A 20,490-nucleotide genomic window follows, 5' to 3' on the forward strand; every position below is an offset into this window, starting at 1 on the left:
GGACGCGCGTTCAGGGGCGCGGCGTGGCGCAGACGCGAAAGCCGATGAGGGCCTCCCGCTGCGTGCGCTCCACGCGGTCCCGGTTGGCGGTGTGCGCCGTCAGGTCGCTCTGGTACCAGCTGCCGCCCTGGGCGGACGGCTTCTCCGGGTCCACGTCGGAGCGCGTCCACTCCCACACGTTGCCCACCAGGTCGTCCACGCCGAAGGGGCTCCGCGAGCGCGGGTGGCTGCCCACCTCGTCGGGGCCGAAGCCCCAGGGCTCCCGGCCATAGGTGGCGTCATGGTTGGCGTCGTCCGGCGCCAGCCAGTCGCCTGAAGGGTAGCGGCGACCGTCGGCGCCTCGCGCGGCCCGCTCCCACTCCCGCTCCGTGCACATGCGCGCGCCCGGCACCTGGCCGGTGCGGTCCAGCCACGCCACGTAGGCCAGGGCATCGTCGAAGGAGACGGCGGACACGGGGAAGCGCAGCCAGTCCTGCTCCTGCCGGCGGTCTCGCTTGCCGTAGCGCAGCCGTTCGCCGTCCCGCACGCTGTAGCTGGCGGACGCGGGGCGCAGGGTGAGCCGCCAGCGGCCATCCGGTTCGTGGGCCAGGTCCACCACGGTGAGGCGGCGGCGCGAGCCCGGCATCCGCGCGGCGCGCTCCTCGGGGGGCAGCGTCTCAAGGAAGGCGATGTACTGCGCGAACGTCACCTCGTGCCGCGCGATGAGGTACGCGTCCGTCTCCACGCGATGCAGCGGCGGCGCGAAGAAGAAGGCGCGCCGCAGGTACTCGCTCTCGGACGCGCCCTGGAGGAAGCGTCCGGCGGGGATGTGCACGAAGCCCTTGGGGACCGACTCCGCGGCTGGAAGGGGCACCTCCAGCGTCAGCCGCTCGCCGGACGCGAGCAGCACGGGGACGCGCACCGGAAACCGGCCCGGCGCTTCCAGCATCAGCAGGTGGGAGCCCGCGGACAGCGCCACCTCATGCAGGGGCGTCTGTCCCAGGTCGCGTCCCGGGTTGAGCGCTCCCTCTGGCGTGGGCTCCAGCAGCCGCACGCGAGCGCCCGCCGGCTCGCTGGTGAGCGTCAGCCGTGCGGGTGCCGTCAGTCCCCGGCGCAGCTCGCCCAGGGGGTCGTGGGCCCCGAGCCGCGCGAGCCACTGCGCGCGCTGCTCGGGTTGTCGCTCCTGCTCGGCGAACTCCACGCGTGTGACCAACAAGCGGGCCATGAGCGGGCTCACCCGGGGGTCTCCGGGCGCCAGCCCCCAGGCGGCCTCCAGCTCCGACATGGCGCGCAGCGCGGTCTCCTCCACCGCCTGCCGGGTCTGCTGGGCGCGGGTCCACACGGCTTCGGCCGCTTCACGATTCTGGGGGCCCGGCGTGTCGAACAGGGTGAAGGCCTCGGCGCTCAGTTGGTCCAGCGCGGCGCGGCGCTTGTCCAGCGCGGCCTGCTGCGCCTGGGCCTCGTCCAGGTGGCGGTTGATGCGGGCGTCCAGTTGCGCCCGGGCCTGCACGCGGGTGACGCCCACCACGCCTCCCAGCACCAGGGGCACCAGGGCCACGGCCAGCCAGCGCGTCACCCGGCGACGGCGCGCGGCCCGGCGTGAGCGGGAGAGGAAGTCGCGCTCCCGCGGCTTCTCGACGTGGGAGAGGCCCGCGGCGCGGCTCTCGGTGAGCTGCCGCTCGCCGTAGAGCAGCTCGGGCGGGTGGCCCAGCCGCTCCCACTCCGCGGCGGCGCGCTCCAGGCGCATGCGCACGGCCCGGCGCTGCTCGTCCTGTCCCAACCACCCGCGCAGGGTGTCCCAGCCGGTGACGAGGCTCTCGTGGGCCAGCGTGTACACGCCGTCTCCGTCCTCCGCCTCGCCCGCGGTGAGCAGCCGGCCGCGCACCAGTCCGTCCAGCACCGCGCGTCCGGCGTCGTCGTCGGGGCCACGCAGCAGCTCCTCCTGGGTGCGGCGCAGGCGCGTGCCCTCGGGTGTCACCAACTCCAGGAGCATCGCCCGGGCGCGGGGCCGTTGCTCGGGCCGGAGGCGGCCGACCACCGCGTCCGCGTGACGGGCCAGCGCGCCCTCCACGCCGCCTAGGGCCTCCAGCGCGGCGGCGGGGATGCGCTGGCGCTGGGCGTCCCGTGCCTCCCAGAGCGCCTCCAGCGCGAACTGGAGCAGCGGCAGGCCGCCCTCCGCGCGGGCCGCGGAGGCGACCAGTGCGTCCACCATGGCGGGGCTTTCGAAGCGCATGCCCAGCACGCGGACGGGGCCTTCCACGGCTTCGCGAAGTCCGTGTTCGGAGAGGGCGCGCAGCAGGTGGAGCGCGCGCGGCACTTCATCACCCAGGCCTGGGAGGGCCACCAGCCGCGTGAGGCAGTCGCTGCGCGCGGTGGCGAGGAGGCGGACGCGGGGCGCGCGGCGCAGCACCAGGGCCAGCTCCTCGGCGAGCCGGGCCGCCTGCGTGGGCTCCGAGAAGGTGACGAGCTCCTCGAGCTGGTCGATGAAGAGGAGCAGGGGCGGGGCGTTCGTGGGACGGCGACGCAGGGCCCGGGCCAGGACGCCAGGCTCCTCGGTGGCGAGGCGTGAGCGCAGGGCCTCCGCGCGCTCCCCGGCCACGGGGGCCAGCAGCTCCACCCAGGTCTCCAGTGGGCGGCGCCCGGGTGTCCCGGAGAGGACTGCCCACGCGGGGTCGCCCTCCTCCAGGCCGCTCTGACTGACAGCAGGGAGGATGCCCGCCCGGCACAGCGAGGATTTGCCCACGCCGGAGTCGCCCGCCAGCAGGACGAAGGTGTCGCCGCGGAGCCTGTCCAGGACCTCTCGCAGCTCGGGCTCGCGGCCGAAGAAGACGCTCCGGTGCGCGGCATCGAAGGCTCGCAGCCCCAGGTAGGGGTTGCCGGCGGGGAGGGCACTGGCGCGCGTGGGCGTGCTCAGCGCTTCGAGTGCTTCTCGAAGGGCATCACCGGACTCGTAGCGCCGGGCGGGGTCCGCGTCGAGGCAGCGGTCCACGATGGCGGCGAAGGCTGGCGACAGTCCCGGTGCGTGCTCGGCGAGGGGCGCGGGGGGACACTCCTGTATCGCGGCGCCGAGCTGCTCCAACGGTACGCCTTCGTGGGGCGCGCGGCCCGCGCACAGCTCGTAGACGAGGACGCCCAGCGCATAGACGTCGCTGGCCCGGCTGGCGGGCTCACCCCGCCACAGCTCGGGTGCGAGATAGAGCGGCGTGCCTGGAACGAAGTCCTGGCGGGCCTCGTCGGAGTCTGGCGCCGGGAAGTCGCTCGCCCCGGTGTCGAGGCGCGGAGCGGGCTCGCGCCCCACGGCGTCGGCACGTGGGCGGGTATCACGCCCCTGCATGACGGAGAGCGGCCGGGTGTCCACGGGCCGTGGTCCAGGCAATGGCCGGGTGTCGGTGGGGCCTGGCCCTGACGAAGCCGAACCGTCCGCGCCCGTCACCGACGCGGGAAGCTCCACCTCCGCGGACGCGGCCTCCACGGACGCGGCCTCCGCGAGTCCGAAGTCGAGCAGCTTCACCTCTCCGTCCTCGGAGAGGATGGCGTTTGCGGGCTTGATGTCCCGGTGGAGGATGCCGCGCCGGTGCGCCGCGGCCAGTCCTCGCGCGAGCCCAAGGCCCAGCGCGAGCGCCAGCGGTGCATCCACCGGCCGCTGCAACCGGTCCAGCGGCGCTCCTCGAATGAGCTCGGAAACCAGGTAGGGCTGACCGCGCACCTCGCCGACGCGGTGGATGGCCACCACGTTGGGGTGCTGGAGCCGGGCGATGGCGCGAGCCTCCTGGAAGAAGCGCGCGCGCGCCGCTGCGTCCGGCAGCCGGCCCTGCGCCGTGGCGATGAACTTCACGGCCACCTGCCGGTCCAGCAGCGTGTCCTGCGCCAGGAACACCTGTCCCATGGCGCCGTGTCCCAGGGGGCGCAGCAGTCGGTACTCCTCGAACTCCGCGGGGGGATTCAATCGCCCGGAGGAGGACTTCATCCGATGGGCGCCCCTTTGCGCGAGGCGCGGGGTTGCAGCCCGAGCTGCTTCAGCTTGAACGAGAAGGTCCGGATGGGCATGCCAATCATCGCCGCCGCGCGAGTCTGGACGCCCTCGGCCTCATCGAGCGCCTCCTGCATGCGGCGGCGCTCCAGGTCTCGAATCTCCTGGGCCAGGGGAACACGCGTCTTCTGGGGCGCCACCCTTTCCGCCACCGAGGGAGGAGGCCCCAGCTCCTGCGCCAAGGTCTGCGGGGGCGCGCCGACGCCAAGAGGCCGGATGCGCGAGGGGAGGTGGTGCGGCTCCACCACGTTCTCCGGCACGGCGGCCGCCGCGTAGTCCATCAGGTTGCGCAGCTCGCGCACGTTGCCGGGCCACGCATGCCGGGACAGGGCGTACAGCGTGCCCGCGGACAGCTCCAGCTCCTCACGGCCCAGCGACTGGCACGCCCGGGCCAGGAAGTCACGCGCCAGGAGCGGCACCTCGCGCGGGCGCTCCCTCAGCGGTGGCAGCAGCACCGTCGCCGCGCCGAGCCGGAAGTACAAGTCCTCCCGGAACCGCCCCGCGGCCACCTCCGCTTCCAGGTCCCGGTGCGTGGCGGCCACCACGCGCAAGTCGATGGGACGCTCACGCACGTCGCCCAGGCGGGTGATGCGGCGGACCTCCAACGCGCGCAGCAGCTTGGCCTGAGCGGAGGGAGGGAGCTCGCCCACCTCGTCCAGGAAGACGGTGCCGCCCTGGGCGCTCTCCAGCAGGCCCACGCGGGTGGCGTTGGCACCCGTGAAGGCGCCGCGCTCATGGCCGAAGAGCTCGCTCTCCACCAGCCCCTCCGGCAGGGCCGCGCAGTTGATGGCGATGAAGGGCTTGTCCGAGCGTGGAGACCAGTGGTGCACCGCGAAGGCGGCGTTCTCCTTGCCCACGCCTGTCTCGCCGCACACCAGCACGGGCAGCTCGCTGGCCGCCAGCCTGCGCAGCAGCGCGTAGAGCTGCGCCATGGCGGGGTCCGCGACCAGCACGGTGCGGTCCGCCAACGTCAGGCGGGTGATGCCTTCGGCCGCGGGCGCCCACGCTCCGGACACCGCGGTCCGGGCCGCTGCACGCGCCGCCGCCACCAGGGACTCCGCGTCGCAGCCGTCCGAAGGACAGGTCGCGATGCCCAGGCGCCCCTGGGGACACGCGGCCAGGAGCGCACCGACGCGTTCCCCCAGGCCATCCTCGCCCGGCTCTCCAGAGACCTCGGGCATCATCCACAGCAGGTGCGAGCCGTCCAGCCAGCCCGCGGCTTCCGCCGGGCCCGCCTCCGCCGCCAACAAGGCCTCCGCGGCTTCGTGTCCCCCGCAGCCCTGCTCCGGCAGCGCGAGCACCAGCGCGGTGAGCGGCCGGCCATACCGCAAGGCGCGCTCCGCCTCCTCGCGCAGCCGCGCCATCAGCCGCTCCGCCTGGAGCGGGGCGTGCGCGGGAGCGGCGCGAGCCCGCGTGCGCACCACCGCGACCACCGCGCCAAAGGACACCACGTCACCGGACAGCAGGGGCTGCGCGGTGTCCACGGGGCGGCCGTTGAGGGTGGTGCCGTTGTGGCTGCCCAGGTCCACCAGCCGCGCGCCTTCCTCCGTCAACACCAGCCGCGCATGGCGGCGTGACACGCTGTCATCACGCAGGCACAGGTCCGCCTGCTCATCGCGGCCCACCAGCACCACGCCTTCGGCGGGGAGGGAGAACCGCGACGTCGAGTCCCCCTCCAACACCAGGAGATACGAGGCGCCGGCGTCTGATGATTCCGGCGCGCTCCCAAGAGGGCGCGTGTCGCGAGCACTGGGCTGTGGAGTGGCCATGTCGGGGCGGAGAATGCTGTCACGCCCACACTGGACCGGGCAACCGGGGGCGCGTCCAGACGTGCGCCGGCCCGGGCTCCACACGTCTGGGCGGCTCATGGTCGCAGCGTCATGGGAAGCGCCTCACCCGCGCGTGACAGGTAGATGCGCGAGGCCAGCCGGCCGCCGTCGTCCGCGGGCCGCATCACCGCCTGCCCCTGGAGGCCGTTCACCCGCATCAGCGATGACAGCAACTCCGCGCGTGCCTCGGCCGCGTCATGCTCCACCTCCAGCACACACATCCGGGTGCGGCAGTCCACGCGCGTCAGCCGTGAGCCCGCGAAGTCCGCGCCGCTGAACGCACGGGTGACGAGCGTCTCCGTCTGTCCCGCCCAGTCCCTGTCCCGCGGCTCGGTATGGGCGGCGGCCTGCAGCTCGGCTTCCAGCTCGTGCCGCCGCTCCTCGCGAGCAACCTCCAGCGTGGCCAGGGTTTGCGCGGTGGGCGCCGCGGCCTGGGGTTCGGGCGCCGCCTCCTCCCCGGGCCCGGGCAGCGGCGTGGGGCGCCCCACCGACTCCACGCGTTGCATCAGGTGCCCTTGTCCCCGGCGCAGCGCCTCCAGCTCCGCGCGCAGCGCCCGCACCTCCGACGTCAGGTCCGCTGGGGACCCGGGCCGGGCCTCGGCGGCTTCCTCGCGCGCCGGTGTGGCTTCGGGCGTGGCCCCCCACATGCTCCACCCACCGGCGGCGGCGACCGCGGCCGTGGCCAGACCCAGGATTCCCCAACGAACCTGTCGCATGGTGGCTACTCCGTGACGACGAAGCTGGCGAGGACGGACGAGTACGTGCTGGAGCCGCTGGTGTACTGCCCCGGCAGCACGCAGCGCAGGCTCACGTAGCCGTTGAGGCTCGCGAACACCGACGGCAGGCTGATGGAGAAGGTGTTGTGGGCGGTCGTGTTCGCACCCCAGTTGGAGCACGCCGCGGACGATGCGAGGGCGGTGCCGTCCTTCTCGGCCACCGTCGCGGTGCAGCAGACGTTCTCCGTCAGGTGCGGGTCCACCGCGGTGACGCTGACGGACAGCGATTCAGTGAAGGAGGGGATGGAGACGTTGCGCTGAATCGGGCAGATGACCTCGATGGTGTTCGGGGTCGAGTTGAGGAGGCGACCACTGCGGAAGATGGTCGGGTTCGCGAAGCCAGAGACAGACGTACAGAGTGAACCCGAGTAGGTCGCGGTCCCCGCGAGGGCGGGCAGGGCGCTGAGCATCGCGAGCGCGGCAACGGACTTCGACACGAACGAAAGCGACTTCTTCATGGAGCTCTTCCTGGCTTCACACCCTCGTCGCGGCGCCGCGTCATGCGGGCCGGCGGAGCGTGGCGAACAGGGGAAGAGCAACCCGGATGCCAGCCTTTGCACCCCGTCCGTGCCTGGGAAGCCATGGCAGGTGAGGCAGATGTTGCCGCGCCCGCGCCATTCCGGTGCGGCAAGGCTTGCCAGGCCCGGCAGGACTTGCCGTTCCTATGGCGTGGTGGTGGGGGCCAGGCGCTGGAGCGCGCAAGCGGCCTGGATATCGGGCCGGAACGCTCGGCGTCCGCAACCATAACGAAGGCCCCCCCCGCCCGGTGCATTGGTGCCCGGCGCTCAACTGTAGTGAAGTACCTCCGTGTCGGTTCCTTCAACTGCCCCCGCTGCCGCGTCCGCGTCGCGTCCGGTGGGGCCGCTCCAGCTCCTCGCGCTTGGCGTCAATGGCATCGTCGGCGTCGGCATCTTCTTCGCTCCGGCGGAGGTCGCCGCGCTGGCGCCGGGGGCCAGCGCCATCGCCGCCTTCGCGCTCACCGGGCTCGCGCTGATACCTGTGGCGCTGGCCTTCGCCGTGCTGGGCCGGCGGTTCGACGCGGACGGCGGGCCTGTCCTCTTCGCGCGCGCGGCCTTTGGAGAGCGGGCGTCCTTCCTGGTGGGGTGGGTGGCCTACGTCAGCGCGTTCCTGAGCACGGCCGCGGTGGTGGCGGGGCTCTCCCAGGCGGTGGCGCCCTCCCTGGGCCTGGAGGGGGCGCTGGGGCAGCGTGTGCTCGCCTCCGTGCTCGTCACGGCGCTGGCGGGCGTGGTGGCGTCCGGCATTCGCGTGTCGGCGGGGACCTGGACGGCGCTCACCGTCTTCAAGCTGCTGCCGCTGGCCGCGCTGCTGGTGGCGTTCCTGGCGCTGTCGGGGCCACCTGCCGCCCAGGCGGTGGCCGCGAGCCCGGCCATGGACGTGTCCTGGCTGCGCGCGGGGTTGACGGTGATGTTCGCCTACCAGGGCTTCGAAATCGTCCCGGTGATTGCAGGGCAGGTGCGCTCGTCGTCGCGCACCGTGCCGCTGGCCACGGTGGGCTCGCTGCTGGTGGCGGTGCTGCTGTACGTGGGCCTGGTGTGGGCGTGCGTGGCCGCGCTGCCGGAGCTGGCCACCCAGGCCACGCCGCTGGCCGCGGCGGCGGGCGTGTGGGGCGGGCCTGGGCTGGAAGGGTGGGTGAAGGCGGGCACCAGCGTGTCCGCGCTGGGCATCTGCCTGGGGATGATGGTGACGACGCCGCGCTACCTGTCCGCGCTGGCGGCGGGCGAGCACACGCTGCTGGGGCTGGATGGGATGTCCGCTGGCGGCGTGCCGGTGCGCGCGCTGGTCGTCACCTGGGCGCTGGTCCTGCTGTTCGTCAACCTGGGCGACCTGTCGGAGCTGTTCGCCCTCTCCAGCATCGCGGTGCTGATGCAGTACGGCGTCACCTCGGCCGCGCTGGCCGCGCTGGCCTGGCGGCGTGAGCGGGGGCTGCGTCCGCTTCACGCCCTGCTGGCGGTGCCCACGCTGGGGCTGGGGCTGACGTTGGTGGCCTTCGGCGCCAGCCCGCGTGAAGGCGTCACCATGGTCCTCACCACCGTCGCGGGACTGGTGCTGCTGCGGCTGTCGCGGCCCCGGGCTTCCGAGCCGCCCGCGGCGCTGCGCAGCGAACCGCTGTAACGCACGAAGCCGCCGCCTCCCCATGTCGCGGGAGGACGGCGGCTCCTCTTCCGTTCCTAGAACTGGCTCCAGAGGTACTGGTTGGTGACCTCGTGGTGGAACACGATCTCCGAGTACTTCACGCGGTTGCCCAGCTGCTTCGGGCTGCGCTCGGCCGTGGACGTCTTGAGCTCGGCGAACTTGCTCTGCACGCTCTCACCCAGGATGGACGACACGAACTGACTGCCCTTGAAGAGGCGGATGGCGTCGAAGATGTTGTCCGGCAGGAAGCGGGTGCGGCTGCGCTTGGTCTCCGCGTCCTCCTGCGGCTGCGGGCCCTCCATGCCGGTGCGCAGCAGGGTGTAGAGCACCAGGTACGGGTTGGCGTCCGGCGCCACCGAGCGGCACTCGACGCGCGCGCTGCGCTCGTTGCCGAAGGGGATGCGCACCATCGCGCCGCGGTTGTTGGCGCTGGCCTTGATTTGATTGGGCGCCTCGTAGTGCGGGTCCAGGCGGCGGTACGCGTTCACGCTGGAGTTGAGCGTGAGGCAGATGTCGTTCGCGTTGGTGAGGATGCGGTCGATGAACTCCCAGCCCATGGTGCTGAGGCCGTCCTGACCGTCCTTGTCGTAGAAGAGGTTCCTCCCGCCCTTGGACAGTGACATGTTCATGTGCATGCCGTTGCCGTTGACGCCCGTCACCGGCTTCGGGAGGAAGCTGGCGGTGCAGTCCAGCTGCGCGGCCACCTGGCGGCTGAGCAGCTTGTAGAGCTGAATCTGGTCGGCCGCGATGAGGGCCTCGCTGTACGAGAAGTTGATCTCGAACTGGCTGGGCGCCACCTCGGGGTGGTCCTTCTCGTTCTGGAAGCCCATGGCGCGCTGGGCCTCGGCCACCTTGTCGATGAACGTGCGCAGCACGTCGCCGGGCAGCGAGTGGTAGTAGCCGCCGATGGTGATGAAGTCGAAGCGGCCCGTCTCGTGGTAGTGGCGCTCGGCGTCGCGGCCCTTGAAGAGGAAGCCCTCGATTTCGGGCGCCGCGTGGAACACCGTGCCGTCCTTCTGGAACATCGACTCGGTGAGCTGCTTCAGCTTGCCGCGCAGGTCGGCGTGGTACGGCGTGCCGTCACGCTCCAGGACCTCGCTGAACACCAGCACCTTGCCCGGCCCGAAGATGTCCGAGGGCAGCCAGTAGAAGGCGCCCCAGTCGATGTTCAGCCGCAGGTCGCTCTCCTGCTGCGCGGAGAAGCCCCGGATGGAGGAGCCATCGAACGTCAGGTTGTCGGCGCTCTTGATGAGGAACTTCTTGTCGTAGTCCAGCATGTGCAGCCGACCCTCGAGGTCGGTGAAGCACACGGTGACCGCCTTGATGGCGCGTTCCTTGGTCAGGTAGTCGATGCGCTCTTCACGGAGCTTCTCCGGCGCGATGTGCTTGAGGCGCTGCTCCTTGACCTTGAGGTTGCGCTCTTCCAACTCGTCGTAGGGAATTTCCAAGAACGTCCGTAGCCCTTTCGCGTCCATTGTTCGTGTCTCCCAAGCCGGATTCCTCGCTGTCGGAGCGGCGAGATGAGTCCGTGGGCGCAGGTATTTACATTTGGGGACAGGAAATCAAGTCTAAATCCGGCGAACTGGAGAGTAAAATCTTTGCGCCGAAACCTTCGAAGCTCGCCGGATGACACTCGTGCCTACCATGGAAGCCCCCGGACTGATGGCCGGTGGACACTGGTGCGGGCATTTTTATTGCGATGCGTCACGTTTCAACGGCCGAGCCACATGGCCACCTGGGCGCCCACGAGCTTCACCATGAACCCGAGCGGGTAGCCTGGGTAGCTCGGCACGTCGGTGGGCAAGGTGACGCTCGCGGGCTTGAACTTCGTCTGGACGCGCGCCTCCACGGGCGGGGCGGGCGGCTGGAACCGGGCGCGGTACACCGACACCCAGTGGGGGCCGCGGTCGAAGCCCAGGAACATGGCCGTGTTGCAGCAGGTGGCGACGACGCGGTGGGAGACGGACTTCTCCTGGAGCTTGTGGGGGCGCAGCAGCTCGGCGCCCTTCTCGCAGCGGACGCGGTCCTTCCGGTAGAGCACGTACTCCGTCCCTCCGTCGGGCGACAGCACGGGGCGCGCATCCGGCAGCGCCTCGATGCGGCGGGCGCCTTCCTGGCAGTCATCGCAGTAACACGCGGTGGTCATGATGGGCTCGCCGCGCGCTTCGACCTCCACGCTTCCGCACGCGCACCGGACGGTGGTGACCTTCTTGGGCGGCTTCGACATCGGCGACTCCAGGGTGGGGGGCTCCCTGGCTATGCCTCCACGGGTGGGCCCACGCAACCGGGTAGGATGCCTCCATGAGCTCGATGTGGGTCCTGGAGACGCCCGCGCCCGCCGCGGACGCGCGCATCCCGTATGGAACGGAGTCCCACCAATTCGGCGACCTGCGTGTCCCCAGTGGCCCCGGCCCGCATCCGGTGGTGGTCGTGGTTCACGGAGGCTTCTGGCGCGCGAAGTACGGGCTGGAGCACGCCGGCCACCTGTGCGCGGACCTGACCCGGCGCGGCTTCGCGACGTGGAGCCTGGAGTACCGGCGCGTGGGGCACGAAGGCGGCGGCTGGCCCGGTACGCTGGAGGACGTGGCGCGGGGCACCGACTTCCTGCGCACGCTCGCGCGGGCGCATGCGCTGGATCTCTCTCGCGTCGTGGCGCTGGGCCATTCGGCGGGAGGGCACCTGGTGGCATGGCTGGGGGCCAGGCACCGGCTGCGGCCCGGTGATGCGCTTCACGGTGAGGCGCCGTTGCCCCTGCGGGGCGTGGTGCCGCTGGCGGGCGTGGTGGACCTGCCGCGCGCGTTCGCGCACCGGCTGGGGGACGGCATCGTGGAGACGTTCCTGGGTGGCACGCCGTCCACGGTGCCGGAGCGCTACCGCACGGCCTCGCCCGCGGCGCTCCAGCCGCTCGGGGTGCCGCAGGTGCTCGTCCATGGAACGGAGGACGACACCGTGCCCGTGTCGATGAGCGAGGACTTCTGCGCGCGCGGCCGTGAGCTGGGAGACGACGTCCGCTGCGTCACCTTGCCGGGCGCGGGGCACTTCGAGGTCATCGACCCGCGCTCGCGGGAATGGCCCCACGTCGTGGCCGCGGTGCAGGCCTTGATGTGAGGCTCTGGCTGCGTCGGGCGCTGGCTTCGCGCGTCCGTGACGAGCCCCTGAAGTCGTCCGCTTGGTTCTTCACAGGCCAAGATTCGACAGGGTAGGGTCATTTTGAGGGGGCGCGTCATGGGCGTTGTCTATCTATTGCTCTACATCGCGGGAGGGGGGCTGCTGACCCTGGGGGTGTCCCACTTCCTCGATGATGTGATGGCGGGCGAGCCGCTGTGGGACGCGGGGCGTCTGGTGGCCATCGGAGCGTTCCTCGTTTGTCTCGCGGGGGTGTTGCACGCGTTCGTCGCGCGGCGCCGCGACCCGGGGGGCGCGCCGGCGGCATTGCCCAGGATGAGGGCTCGCTCGTTCGCCCTCGCGGGCGCGCTGTGGGCCGTGCCCATCCTCGTGGGGTGGGTTCAGTTCGAGCGCTTCGTCGACCCCATCCGGATGATGCCGCAGCTCACGGTGCTGGGCGGCCTCTTCCTGGTGTTCTGTGTGTGCACCCACGTCATGGCGAACCTGCGCGCCCGCGTGGTGGCGACGACCATGGCGGTGGCGTGTGTCGGCCTGCCGTTGGGGTTGCTGGGGGCGGCGCTCCCCATCCGCCATTTCAACCATCACCTCAGTGATGTGGTGACGCTCCTGATGGACCCCATTACCCGCGAGGACCGGAGTGTCACGAGCCGTTGTGATGGCGTGGACATGGCCCCGGCTCCGCTGAATCCGCACGAGAACCTGTTGGCATTGGCGACCGCGATTGGAGATGCCCGCCCCATCGACGTGGAAGCCGAAATCGCCGCGGGGCGCATGCGGCAAATCGAGGACGGGACCTACGTCTTCGTGAATCCAGATGGCACGGAGTCAGGCCTGGCCGGCGCGAAGGCGTTCGACCAGCAGCTCGACGAAGCGGAGGCGGCCGACAAGCGCCAGTCCGCCGAGGCACAGGCGGCGCGCGTGGCGGCGTGGGAGCGGGAGCTGCGCCAGCGCAAGCTGGGCGGCCGGCTCTTCACCCGGGCCCCGGCGGACTGAACCTCGTCGGACGCGGCGTGGCGCCCGGCGAGGTCCTCGTCCGGCTGACGCGCTCAGAAACCTCGCTGCGCGCCGCCGTCCACCGCGATGGACTGGCCGGTGATGTACGACGCCTGCTCGGAGGAGAGGAACGCCGTGAGCGCCGCCAGCTCCTCCGGGCGGCCCAGCCGCCGCGCGGGAATCTGCGGCGCCACCTTCTCGTCCGTCAGCCCGAGCTGCTGCATGCGCTCGGTGGCGTGGTAGCCCGGCAGCACCGCGTTCAGCGTGACGCCGTGCTGCGCCACCTCGTTGCTCACCGTCTTCACCAGCCCGAGCAGGCCCGCGCGCAGGCCGTTGGAGATGGTCAGGTTGTTCATCGCCTCGCGCGCGGCCAGCGACGTCACCAGGACGATGCGGCCCCACTGGCGCTCCTTCATCCCCGGGAGCACCGCCTGGATGCCATCCACCGCGGCCATCCACAGGCTCTGGAAGCCGAGCTGCCACTGCTCCGCCGTCAGCGACTCGAAGCCGCCCGCCGGCGGCCCGCCCGTGTTCACCACGAGGACGTCCACGCCGCCCAGCTTCGCGGTGACAGCCTCCACCAGCGCCTTCGCCGCCCCGGGCTGCGTCAAGTCACACGGCACCGCGAGCGCGGCGCCCAGCGTCTTCGCGGCCCGCTCCAGCTTCTCGCCACCGCGCGAGCAGATGGCCACCGTGGCCCCTTCCTTCACCAGCGCCTCCGCGATGGCGTAGCCCAGCCCCGCGGACGCGCCCATCACCAGCGCGCGCCTACCCTTCAGTCCGAAATCCATCCGCGTGCTCCTTCATGAATGGCGCCAGCCGGCTCCGGATGAGCCCCGCCGCGCGCGTCAGGTCCACGTCTTCCGCCCGGGTCAGCCCCTCGCTCAGCTCGGAGACGATGCCGTCCGTCAGCGCGCCCACCTGGTAGGCCAGCCGGTACGGAACGCGGCTGAAGCTCACCAGGGAGTAGCGGCTGACGAACGCGTTCGGGAAGGCGTTGAGCAGCACCTTCTCCACGGCCTTGCGCAACTGGAAGCGCGGGTCGCCGGCGCTGTCGCGCATCTCGACGAAGTTCTCCACCGCCATGTCGGCGATGGCGTCCGCGTTCGTCTTGCGCAGGCGCTCGAAGTCCGTGAAGACCTGCTCCCAGCCGGCACCCTGGCCCAGCAGTTGGTCCAGGACGACGCAGTCCTCGAAGCCGCAGTTCATCCCCTGGCCGAAGAAGGGGACGATGGCGTGCGCCGCGTCGCCCAGCAGCAGCGTCTGCCCGCCCGCGTGCCAGGGCGCGCCCTTCACCGTCACCATGCTGCCCGTGGGGCGCGAGAAGAACGCCTCCACCAGGTCCGGGATGAGCGCCTTCGCGTCTGGGAACCGTGCGTCGAAGAACGCCTCCAGCTTCGCGGGCGTGTCCAGGGACGCGAAGCTCACCGGCCCCTGCCAGGGCAGGAACAACGTGCAGGTGAAGCTGCCGTCCTCGTTGGGCAGCGCAATCAACATGAACGTGCCGCGCGGCCAGATGTGGAGCGCGTGCTTCTCCATCTGGAACGCGCCGCCGGGGCCCGCCGGAATCGTCAGCTCCTTGTACCCGTGGCCGAGCTGCTCCTGCGTCCCCTTGAAGTCAGGCCGCTGCTCCAACGCCTGCCGGATGGCGGAGGCGGAGCCGTCCGTGCCGAACACCACGCGGCCGGGCTCCTGGCGCACCTGTCCGGTCGCGTCGTCGTGCACCGTGAGCGCGCCCGAGCCGAAGTCCACCTGGGTCACCCGCTGCTTGAAGCGGATGTTCACCTTGCCGGTGGCCTCCGCCGCCGTCATGAGGAAGGCGTTGAGCCACGCGCGCGACAGCGAGTTGATGTGCTGCGAGTCATCCTTGCCGTAGGGCTGGTAGACGCATTCGCCCCGGGGCGGGTGAATCATCCGCCCGCGCATGGGGATGGCGTGCTTCAGCGCCTCGTCCTCCAGGCCCACCTGCCGCAACGCATGGAGCCCGCGCGTGGAGATGGCCAGGTTGATGGAGCGGCCCGCGTCGACCAATTCGCGCCGCATGTCCGGGCGCCGCTCCAGCAGCTCCACGGCGTGGCCCCGGCGCGCCAGGTAGATGGACAGCAGCGCGCCCACCAGCCCCGCGCCCACCACGGTGACGGTGTCCTTGCGCGCCTCACTCACGGGCGTGGCCCTCCAGCGTCTTCACGAAGCGGTACACGTCCGTGAAGGAGTTGTAGAGCGGCGCGGGCGCGGCGCGGATGATGTCCGGCTTGCGGAAGTCGCAGATGACGCCCGCGTCGCCCAGCCGCTTCAGCAGGCCCTGGGGCTCGCCCCGGAAGCGCAGGGAGAGCTGGGCGCCACGCTGCTTCACGTCCCGGGGCGTGGTGATGCGCACGAAGCCCTCGGGCAGCTTGTCCAGCAGGAACTCCATGAAGCCGGTGAGCCGCTCGCTCTTGGCGCGCAGCGCCGCCATGCCGGCCTGGTCGAACAGCTCCAGCGACGCGCGCAGCGCCGCGAGCTGGAAGATGGGCGGGTTGGAGAGCTGCCACCCCTCCGCGCCCGGCAGCGCGCTGAAGGTGGGTCCCATCTGGAAGCGCGTCTGCTTGTCGTGGCCCCACCAGCCCTCGAAGCGGGGGAGGTCCTTCGTGTTCGCGTGCCGCTCGTGGACGAACACGCCGCCCAGCGCGCCCGGGCCGGCGTTGAGGTACTTGTACGAGCACCACACCGCGAAGTCCGGCCCGTCGTCGTGCAGCGACAGCTTCAGGTTGCCCGCGCCGTGCGCCAGGTCGAAGCCGACGAAGCAGCCCTTGGCGTGCGCGGCCTGCGTAATCGCGGCCAGGTCGAACGCCTGCCCGGTGAGGTAGTTCACGCTGCCCAGCATCACCAGCGCCACCTCGTGGCCGTGCTCCTCCAGCGTGGCGAGGATGTCCTCGGTGCGCAGCGTCTCCTCACCCGCGCGGGGCTTCAGCTCCAGCACGGCCTCGCGCGCGTCGTAGCCGTGGAAGCGCGCCTGCGAGGCGACGGCGTACTGGTCCGACGGGAAGGCGCCGGCCTCCACCAGGATTTTGAAGCGCTGCTTCGTGGGCCGGTAGAACGACACCATCATCAGGTGCAGGTTCACCGACAGGGTGTTCATCACCACGACTTCCAAAGGCTTCGCGCCCACCAGCCGCGCCGCCTGCTCGGTGACGAGCTCGTGGTAGTGCAGCCACGGGTGGCGGCCCTGGTGGTGGCCCTCCACGCCCAGCCGCGCCCAGTCCTCCAGCTCCTCCTGGATGTAGCGCGCGGCGTTGCGTGGCTGGAGGCCCAGCGAGTTGCCCGCCAGGTACACCACCGGCTCGCCGTCCGGGCCGGGCGGGAAGTGGAACGCGTCGCGATAGCCGCGCAGCGTGTCCTCGGCGTCCAGCTTCCGCGCGAAGGCCTCGGAGTCCTCGAAGGGGTGCGGCGTCGTCATGGTGCGAAGTCCTCGGGGGCGCGTCCCAGCCAGTCGAAGGCGTTGCGCCAGAGCAGCCGCTCACGCGCGGCGGGCTCCAACTCGGTCAGGGACTCGATGAGCGTGCCCGGGCGGTCCTCGCCCAGGGGGAAGGGGTAGTCACTGCCGAGCGCCACCTTGTCCTGCCCGAAGAGCCGGACGATGTAGCGCAGCGCGTCCGCGTCGTGGACCAGCGAGTCCACCCAGAAGCGGCCCAGGTAGTCCCGGGGCGGCACCTTGTTGTCCACGGCCACCAGGTCCGGCCGCGCCTCGAAGCCGTGCTGAATCCGGCCGAGCGTGTGGGGGAACGCGCCGCCGCCGTGCGCGAAGGCGAAGCGCAGCCTGGGCAGCCGCTCCAGCACGCCGCCGAAGATGAGGGAGCAGATGGCCAGCGACACCTCGGCCGGCATGCCCACCAGCCACGGCAGCCAGTACTTCTGCATCTTCGCCTCGCCCATCATGTCCCACGGGTGGACGAAGACGGACGCGCCCAGTGCGCTTGCGGCCTCGAAGAAGGGGAACAGCGCCGGGTCGGACAGGTTCCAGTCGTTGACGTGCGAGCCAATCTGCACGCCCGCGAGCCCCAGCTCCTTCACGCAGCGCTCCAGCTCGCGCACCGCCAGCTCCGGGGACTGGAGCGGCACCGTGCCCAGGCCCACGAAGCGCTTGGGGTGCGCGTGCACCACGGAGGCGAGGTGGTCGTTGAGGAAGCGCGCCAGGTCCGCGCCGTGCTCCGGCTTCGTCCAGTAGCCGAACATCACGGGGATGGTGGACAGCACCTGGACGTGGACGCCGGCCGCGTCGCACTCCTCCATGCGCTTCACCGGGTCCCAGCAGTTGCTTTCGATTTCGCGGAAGAACTTGCCGTCATCGCGGAGCATGCGCGCGCGGCAGGGCGCGTGGTGGTCCAGGGTGATGAAGCCGCCGTAGCCGTAGCGCTCGGCGAAGCGCGGCAGGTGGGCGGGGAGGAGGTGCGTGTGGATGTCGACCTTCAACGGGCGGGGCCTCCCTTGACCACCTTCGTCCCGCACTTCTTGCAGGTGCAGTTGTCGGGGTTGCCGTAGAAGTGCTCGAAGATGGGCGGCAGCTGCGTCACCAGGTTGGTGACGTGGACGAACTCCTCATAGAGCTTCTCGCCGCACCGCGGGCACAGCCACATGAAGCCGTCCAGCTCCTTTGGCTGGCGGCGGCGCTCCAGCACCAGGCCCACCGTGCCCGCGGGGCGCTGCGGCGAGTGCGGCACGTTGGGCGGCAGCAGGAAGATCTCCCCTTCCTGGATGGGGATGTCCTGCACCTGGCCCTCGTCGATGACCCGCAGGTTCATCGTGCCCTCGAGCTGGTAGAAGAACTCCTCGCCCTCGTTGATGTGGAAGTCCGTGCGCGCATTGGGCCCGCCGACGACGGTGACCATGAACTCGCGGTCCTCCCACACCTGCTGGTTGCCCACGGGGGGCTTGAGCAGGTGGCGGTGCTCGTCAATCCACTTCTTGAAGTTGATGGGAGTCAAACGGCCCATTCATTCACCTCCGATGGTGGCGATGCACTTGAGCTCGATGGCAATCGGCGTGGGCAGCCGGTTGATTTCGAGCGTGGTGCGGCACGGCGGGTTGTCCTTGAAGTACTCCGCCCACAGCCGGTTGTACGTGGGGAAGTCCTTCTTCATGTCGGTGAGGTACACCGTCACGTCCACCAGCTTGTCCCAGGACGAGCCCGCGTCCTCCAGGATGTAGCGGACGTTGCGGAACACGGAGTGGCACTGCGCCTCGATGTCGTACGAGACGATGTTGCCCTCCGCGTCCAGCTCCACGCCGGGAATCTTCTTCGTGCCGCGCTCGCGCGGGCCCACGCCGGACAGGAACAGGAGGGTGCCCACGCGCCGGGCGTGGGGGTACAGGCCCACCGGTTCGGGGGCCTTCTGCGAATCGACTCGCGCGCTGTCACTGCTCACGGCGTGCTCCTCACGTGGGGGCTAGGGGGCTCACAGCTTGATGCAGACGTTCTTCGGCTCGGTGAAGAAGCGCAGCGCGTCCCAGCCGCCCTCGCGTCCCACGCCCGAGTCCTTCACGCCGCCAAAGGGCGTGCGCAAATCGCGCAGCATCCACGTATTCACCCAGACGATGCCGCTGTGCAGCCGCGAGGCGAAGCGGTGCGCGCGCTTCACGTCCTGGGTCCACACGCTGGCCGCCAGGCCGTACTTCGTGGAGTTGGCCCAAGCCAGCACCGCGTCCTCCGAGTCGAAGGGCATGATGCTGGCCACCGGGCCGAAAATCTCTTCCTGGTTGGTGCGGCAGCCCGCGTCCAGGCCTTCAATGAGGGTGGGCTCCACGAACCAGCCATCGCGGCAGCGTCCGGGCACGTTGGCGCGCTGCCCGCCGGTGAGCACGCGCCCGCCCTCCTGCTTCGCGAGGCTCACGTAGCCCAGCACCTTGTCGAAGTGTTGCTGCGACACCAGCGCGCCCTGGTCCGTGCCCGCCTCCAGCGGGTCACCCACCTTGAGCGCGCGCGTGCGGGTGACGAGCGCCTCCTTGAAGCGCTCGTAGAGGGGCCGCTGCACGAAGATGCGCGGGCCGCAGAGACAGATTTGCCCCTGGTTGGAGAAGGACGAGCGCAGCGTGGTGGCCAGCGCCTCGTCGAAGTCGCAGTCCGCGAAGATGACGTTGGGATTCTTCCCGCCCATCTCCAGCGACAGCTTCTTGAAGGCGGGCGCGGCCACGCGGGCAATCTCCGCGCCAGTGCGGGTGCTGCCGGTGAAGGAGATGGCGCTGATGTCCGGGTGCTCGCTCATCGCGGCGCCCACCTTGGGGCCCAGGCCGTGCACCAGGTTGAGCACGCCCGGCGGAAGGCCCACGTCGCGGCAGACCTGGGCCAGCAGGTACGCCGTCATCGGCGTCACCTCGGACGGCTTGGCCACCACGCAGTTCCCCATGGCGAGCGCCGGGGCAATCTTCCACGTCAGCAGGTACAGCGGCAGGTTCCACGGGGAGATGCAGCCCACCACGCCCAGCGGCGCGCGCAGGGTGTAGTTGAGGGCCACGTCGTCCGTCTGGTGCGCCTCGCTGGAGAACTGCGTTACGGCATCCGCGAAGAACTCGAAGTTGAGGATGCTGCGCGGGATGTCCACCGTGGCGGCGACCGACAGCGGCTTGCCCGTGTCGATGGACTCCGCGCGGGCGAAGGCGTCCAGGCGGCTCCGGATGCCCTCCGCGAGACGGCGCAGCATGCGCGAGCGCTCGGTGGCCGGGGTGGCGGCCCAGGCGGGGAAGGCCCGCGCGGCGGCCTCCACCGCGTGGCGCACGTCGGACGCGTCGGAGTCCGGGACGTGCGCGTACGTCTTGGCGGTGGCCGGCTCGGGCTTGTCCAGCCACCCGCCTCCACGCGCGGGCAGCAGCTCACCCCCGATGTAGTTGAGCACCTTCTCCATGGCCGAGCCCTCCGGTGGCGCCTGCCCACGGCCCGGCGACGGTGAACCCCGCCAGCCCTGTGGAAGGGCGCGCAATGTACGCCGCCCCACCGGGCCTCACCAGCACCACGCGCGCCCGCCGTCCACTGTCATGGAATCAAGGCCGCCCGCCTGGAAGCCCCTGGGAATGCCGCACTGCGCGAAGGCGCGGGGACCGCCAGAGGCGCCATGGGGTGAAGCCGCTGTCAGTGCGCCGGGCGTGGCACGCGCAGTCCGCTTCGGGAGAACCTCTCCTCACGGCCCACGCCCAGCAGCAGCCCCGCGAGCACGAGCGGGCCGCGATTCCGGCCACTCATCGGGAGCGTTCCCGCCCCTGTCTCCGTGCGCGCTGCTTCACCGGCACGGGGGGCGGCACTTCCCGCGTGGCGAAGTACAGCACGCCCACGATGAGCAGGAGGATGAGGAAGGGCTGGACGGTGAGCAACAGCCGGACCCAGAAGTGCTCATCGAAAATGGCGGCCACCACGTCGGGGCGGCAGGTGGGGCATGCGGAGGCCGCGGTGGCCGTCAGCAGCCCGGTGGTGAAGCCCGTGAGAATGCCTCGCCTCATGTGTCGCCCTCCCCTGGGTGGGCGGGAAGCTCACCACCCCGCCAGGACGCGGCAAGCCACGAGGCCGCCCGTCAGCCCCGCCTGCCGGGGCGGAGGGATGTCCGCGGGGCAGCCACGCTCGAGCCGCTCGGCTATAAGG

At 71.1% G+C, this 20,490-nt stretch carries 17 protein-coding genes; 3 read left to right on the top strand and 14 right to left on the bottom strand.

Going from position 1 to position 20,490, the window contains the following annotated elements:
- Window positions 1-10: 10 nt before the first annotated feature.
- The 4 genes from KGD87_RS31410 to KGD87_RS31425 form a co-directional block, all read right to left on the bottom strand.
- A complete protein-coding gene (locus tag KGD87_RS31410) occupies window positions 11-3,946 on the bottom strand; it encodes an nSTAND1 domain-containing NTPase (RefSeq protein ID WP_284664631.1) in 3,936 nt (1,311 codons plus the stop codon).
- Window positions 3,943-5,691, bottom strand: coding sequence for a sigma 54-interacting transcriptional regulator (locus tag KGD87_RS31415; protein WP_284668717.1), 1,749 nt, complete (start codon window positions 5,689-5,691; stop codon window positions 3,943-3,945). Before KGD87_RS31415 ends, KGD87_RS31410 begins: the two co-directional genes overlap by 4 nt.
- Before the next feature lie 182 nt (window positions 5,692-5,873).
- The gene (locus KGD87_RS31420; RefSeq protein WP_284664632.1) at window positions 5,874-6,554 is read right to left on the bottom strand and encodes a hypothetical protein; all 681 of its coding nucleotides are present in this window, start codon (window positions 6,552-6,554) and stop codon (window positions 5,874-5,876) included.
- A gap of 5 nt (window positions 6,555-6,559) precedes the next feature.
- Entirely contained in the window at window positions 6,560-7,072 is a 513-nt protein-coding gene (locus tag KGD87_RS31425; RefSeq protein WP_284664633.1) for a hypothetical protein, read from the bottom strand.
- Window positions 7,073-7,469: 397 nt separating this feature from the next.
- Here KGD87_RS31425 and KGD87_RS31430 point away from each other — a divergent pair, with 397 nt between their 5' ends.
- Window positions 7,470-8,747 (top strand): APC family permease, encoded by a 1,278-nt coding sequence (locus tag KGD87_RS31430; protein ID WP_350102624.1) that lies wholly within the window; start codon window positions 7,470-7,472, stop codon window positions 8,745-8,747.
- Between the two features lie 56 nt (window positions 8,748-8,803).
- On the opposite strand, the gene KGD87_RS31435 is transcribed toward KGD87_RS31430, so the two are convergent.
- Together KGD87_RS31435 and KGD87_RS31440 are read right to left on the bottom strand one after the other, a co-directional pair.
- The gene (locus KGD87_RS31435) at window positions 8,804-10,243 is read right to left on the bottom strand and encodes a glutamine synthetase family protein (RefSeq protein WP_284664635.1); all 1,440 of its coding nucleotides are present in this window, start codon (window positions 10,241-10,243) and stop codon (window positions 8,804-8,806) included.
- 236 nt (window positions 10,244-10,479) lie between these two features.
- Window positions 10,480-10,995 carry a GFA family protein gene (locus KGD87_RS31440; RefSeq protein ID WP_284664636.1) on the bottom strand — a complete coding sequence of 172 codons (516 nt, stop codon included), beginning with the start codon at window positions 10,993-10,995 and terminating at the stop codon, window positions 10,480-10,482.
- Window positions 10,996-11,069: 74 nt separating this feature from the next.
- Between KGD87_RS31440 and KGD87_RS31445 the strand changes: the two genes are divergently transcribed.
- Together KGD87_RS31445 and KGD87_RS31450 are read left to right on the top strand one after the other, a co-directional pair.
- On the top strand, window positions 11,070-11,876 hold the full coding sequence (locus KGD87_RS31445; protein WP_284664637.1) for an alpha/beta hydrolase family protein: 807 nt from the start codon (window positions 11,070-11,072) through the stop codon (window positions 11,874-11,876).
- 117 nt (window positions 11,877-11,993) lie between these two features.
- Window positions 11,994-12,887 carry a hypothetical protein gene (locus KGD87_RS31450; protein WP_284664638.1) on the top strand — a complete coding sequence of 298 codons (894 nt, stop codon included), beginning with the start codon at window positions 11,994-11,996 and terminating at the stop codon, window positions 12,885-12,887.
- 53 nt (window positions 12,888-12,940) lie between these two features.
- Here the strand turns inward: KGD87_RS31450 and KGD87_RS31455 are convergent, their stop codons facing one another.
- The 8 genes from KGD87_RS31455 to KGD87_RS31490 all read right to left on the bottom strand — a co-directional run bounded on the left by KGD87_RS31455 (window position 12,941) and on the right by KGD87_RS31490 (window position 20,351).
- The gene (locus KGD87_RS31455; protein WP_163777764.1) at window positions 12,941-13,678 is read right to left on the bottom strand and encodes an SDR family oxidoreductase; all 738 of its coding nucleotides are present in this window, start codon (window positions 13,676-13,678) and stop codon (window positions 12,941-12,943) included.
- On the bottom strand, window positions 13,656-15,050 hold the full coding sequence (locus KGD87_RS31460) for an FAD-dependent oxidoreductase (RefSeq protein ID WP_284664639.1): 1,395 nt from the start codon (window positions 15,048-15,050) through the stop codon (window positions 13,656-13,658). The genes KGD87_RS31455 and KGD87_RS31460 overlap by 23 nt, the downstream gene beginning before the upstream one ends.
- Window positions 15,043-16,323, bottom strand: coding sequence for a kynureninase (gene kynU, locus KGD87_RS31465; RefSeq protein WP_284664640.1), 1,281 nt, complete (start codon window positions 16,321-16,323; stop codon window positions 15,043-15,045). Before kynU ends, KGD87_RS31460 begins: the two co-directional genes overlap by 8 nt.
- On the bottom strand, window positions 16,320-17,336 hold the full coding sequence (locus KGD87_RS31470; protein WP_284664641.1) for an amidohydrolase family protein: 1,017 nt from the start codon (window positions 17,334-17,336) through the stop codon (window positions 16,320-16,322). Before KGD87_RS31470 ends, kynU begins: the two co-directional genes overlap by 4 nt.
- Window positions 17,333-17,857 (bottom strand): 3-hydroxyanthranilate 3,4-dioxygenase, encoded by a 525-nt coding sequence (gene nbaC / locus KGD87_RS31475; protein WP_284664642.1) that lies wholly within the window; start codon window positions 17,855-17,857, stop codon window positions 17,333-17,335. The genes KGD87_RS31470 and nbaC overlap by 4 nt, the downstream gene beginning before the upstream one ends.
- Window positions 17,858-18,289 (bottom strand): RidA family protein, encoded by a 432-nt coding sequence (locus KGD87_RS31480; protein WP_284664643.1) that lies wholly within the window; start codon window positions 18,287-18,289, stop codon window positions 17,858-17,860.
- Between the two features lie 30 nt (window positions 18,290-18,319).
- Window positions 18,320-19,762, bottom strand: a complete 1,443-nt coding sequence (locus KGD87_RS31485; protein ID WP_284664644.1) for an aldehyde dehydrogenase — start codon at window positions 19,760-19,762, stop codon at window positions 18,320-18,322.
- Window positions 19,763-20,093: 331 nt separating this feature from the next.
- Window positions 20,094-20,351, bottom strand: coding sequence for a hypothetical protein (locus KGD87_RS31490; RefSeq protein ID WP_284664645.1), 258 nt, complete (start codon window positions 20,349-20,351; stop codon window positions 20,094-20,096).
- Between the last annotated feature and the right edge of the window lie 139 nt (window positions 20,352-20,490).

Origin of the sequence: Myxococcus sp. SDU36, from assembly GCF_030168875.1 — a bacterium.
GTDB classification, from domain to species: domain Bacteria; phylum Myxococcota; class Myxococcia; order Myxococcales; family Myxococcaceae; genus Myxococcus; species Myxococcus vastator.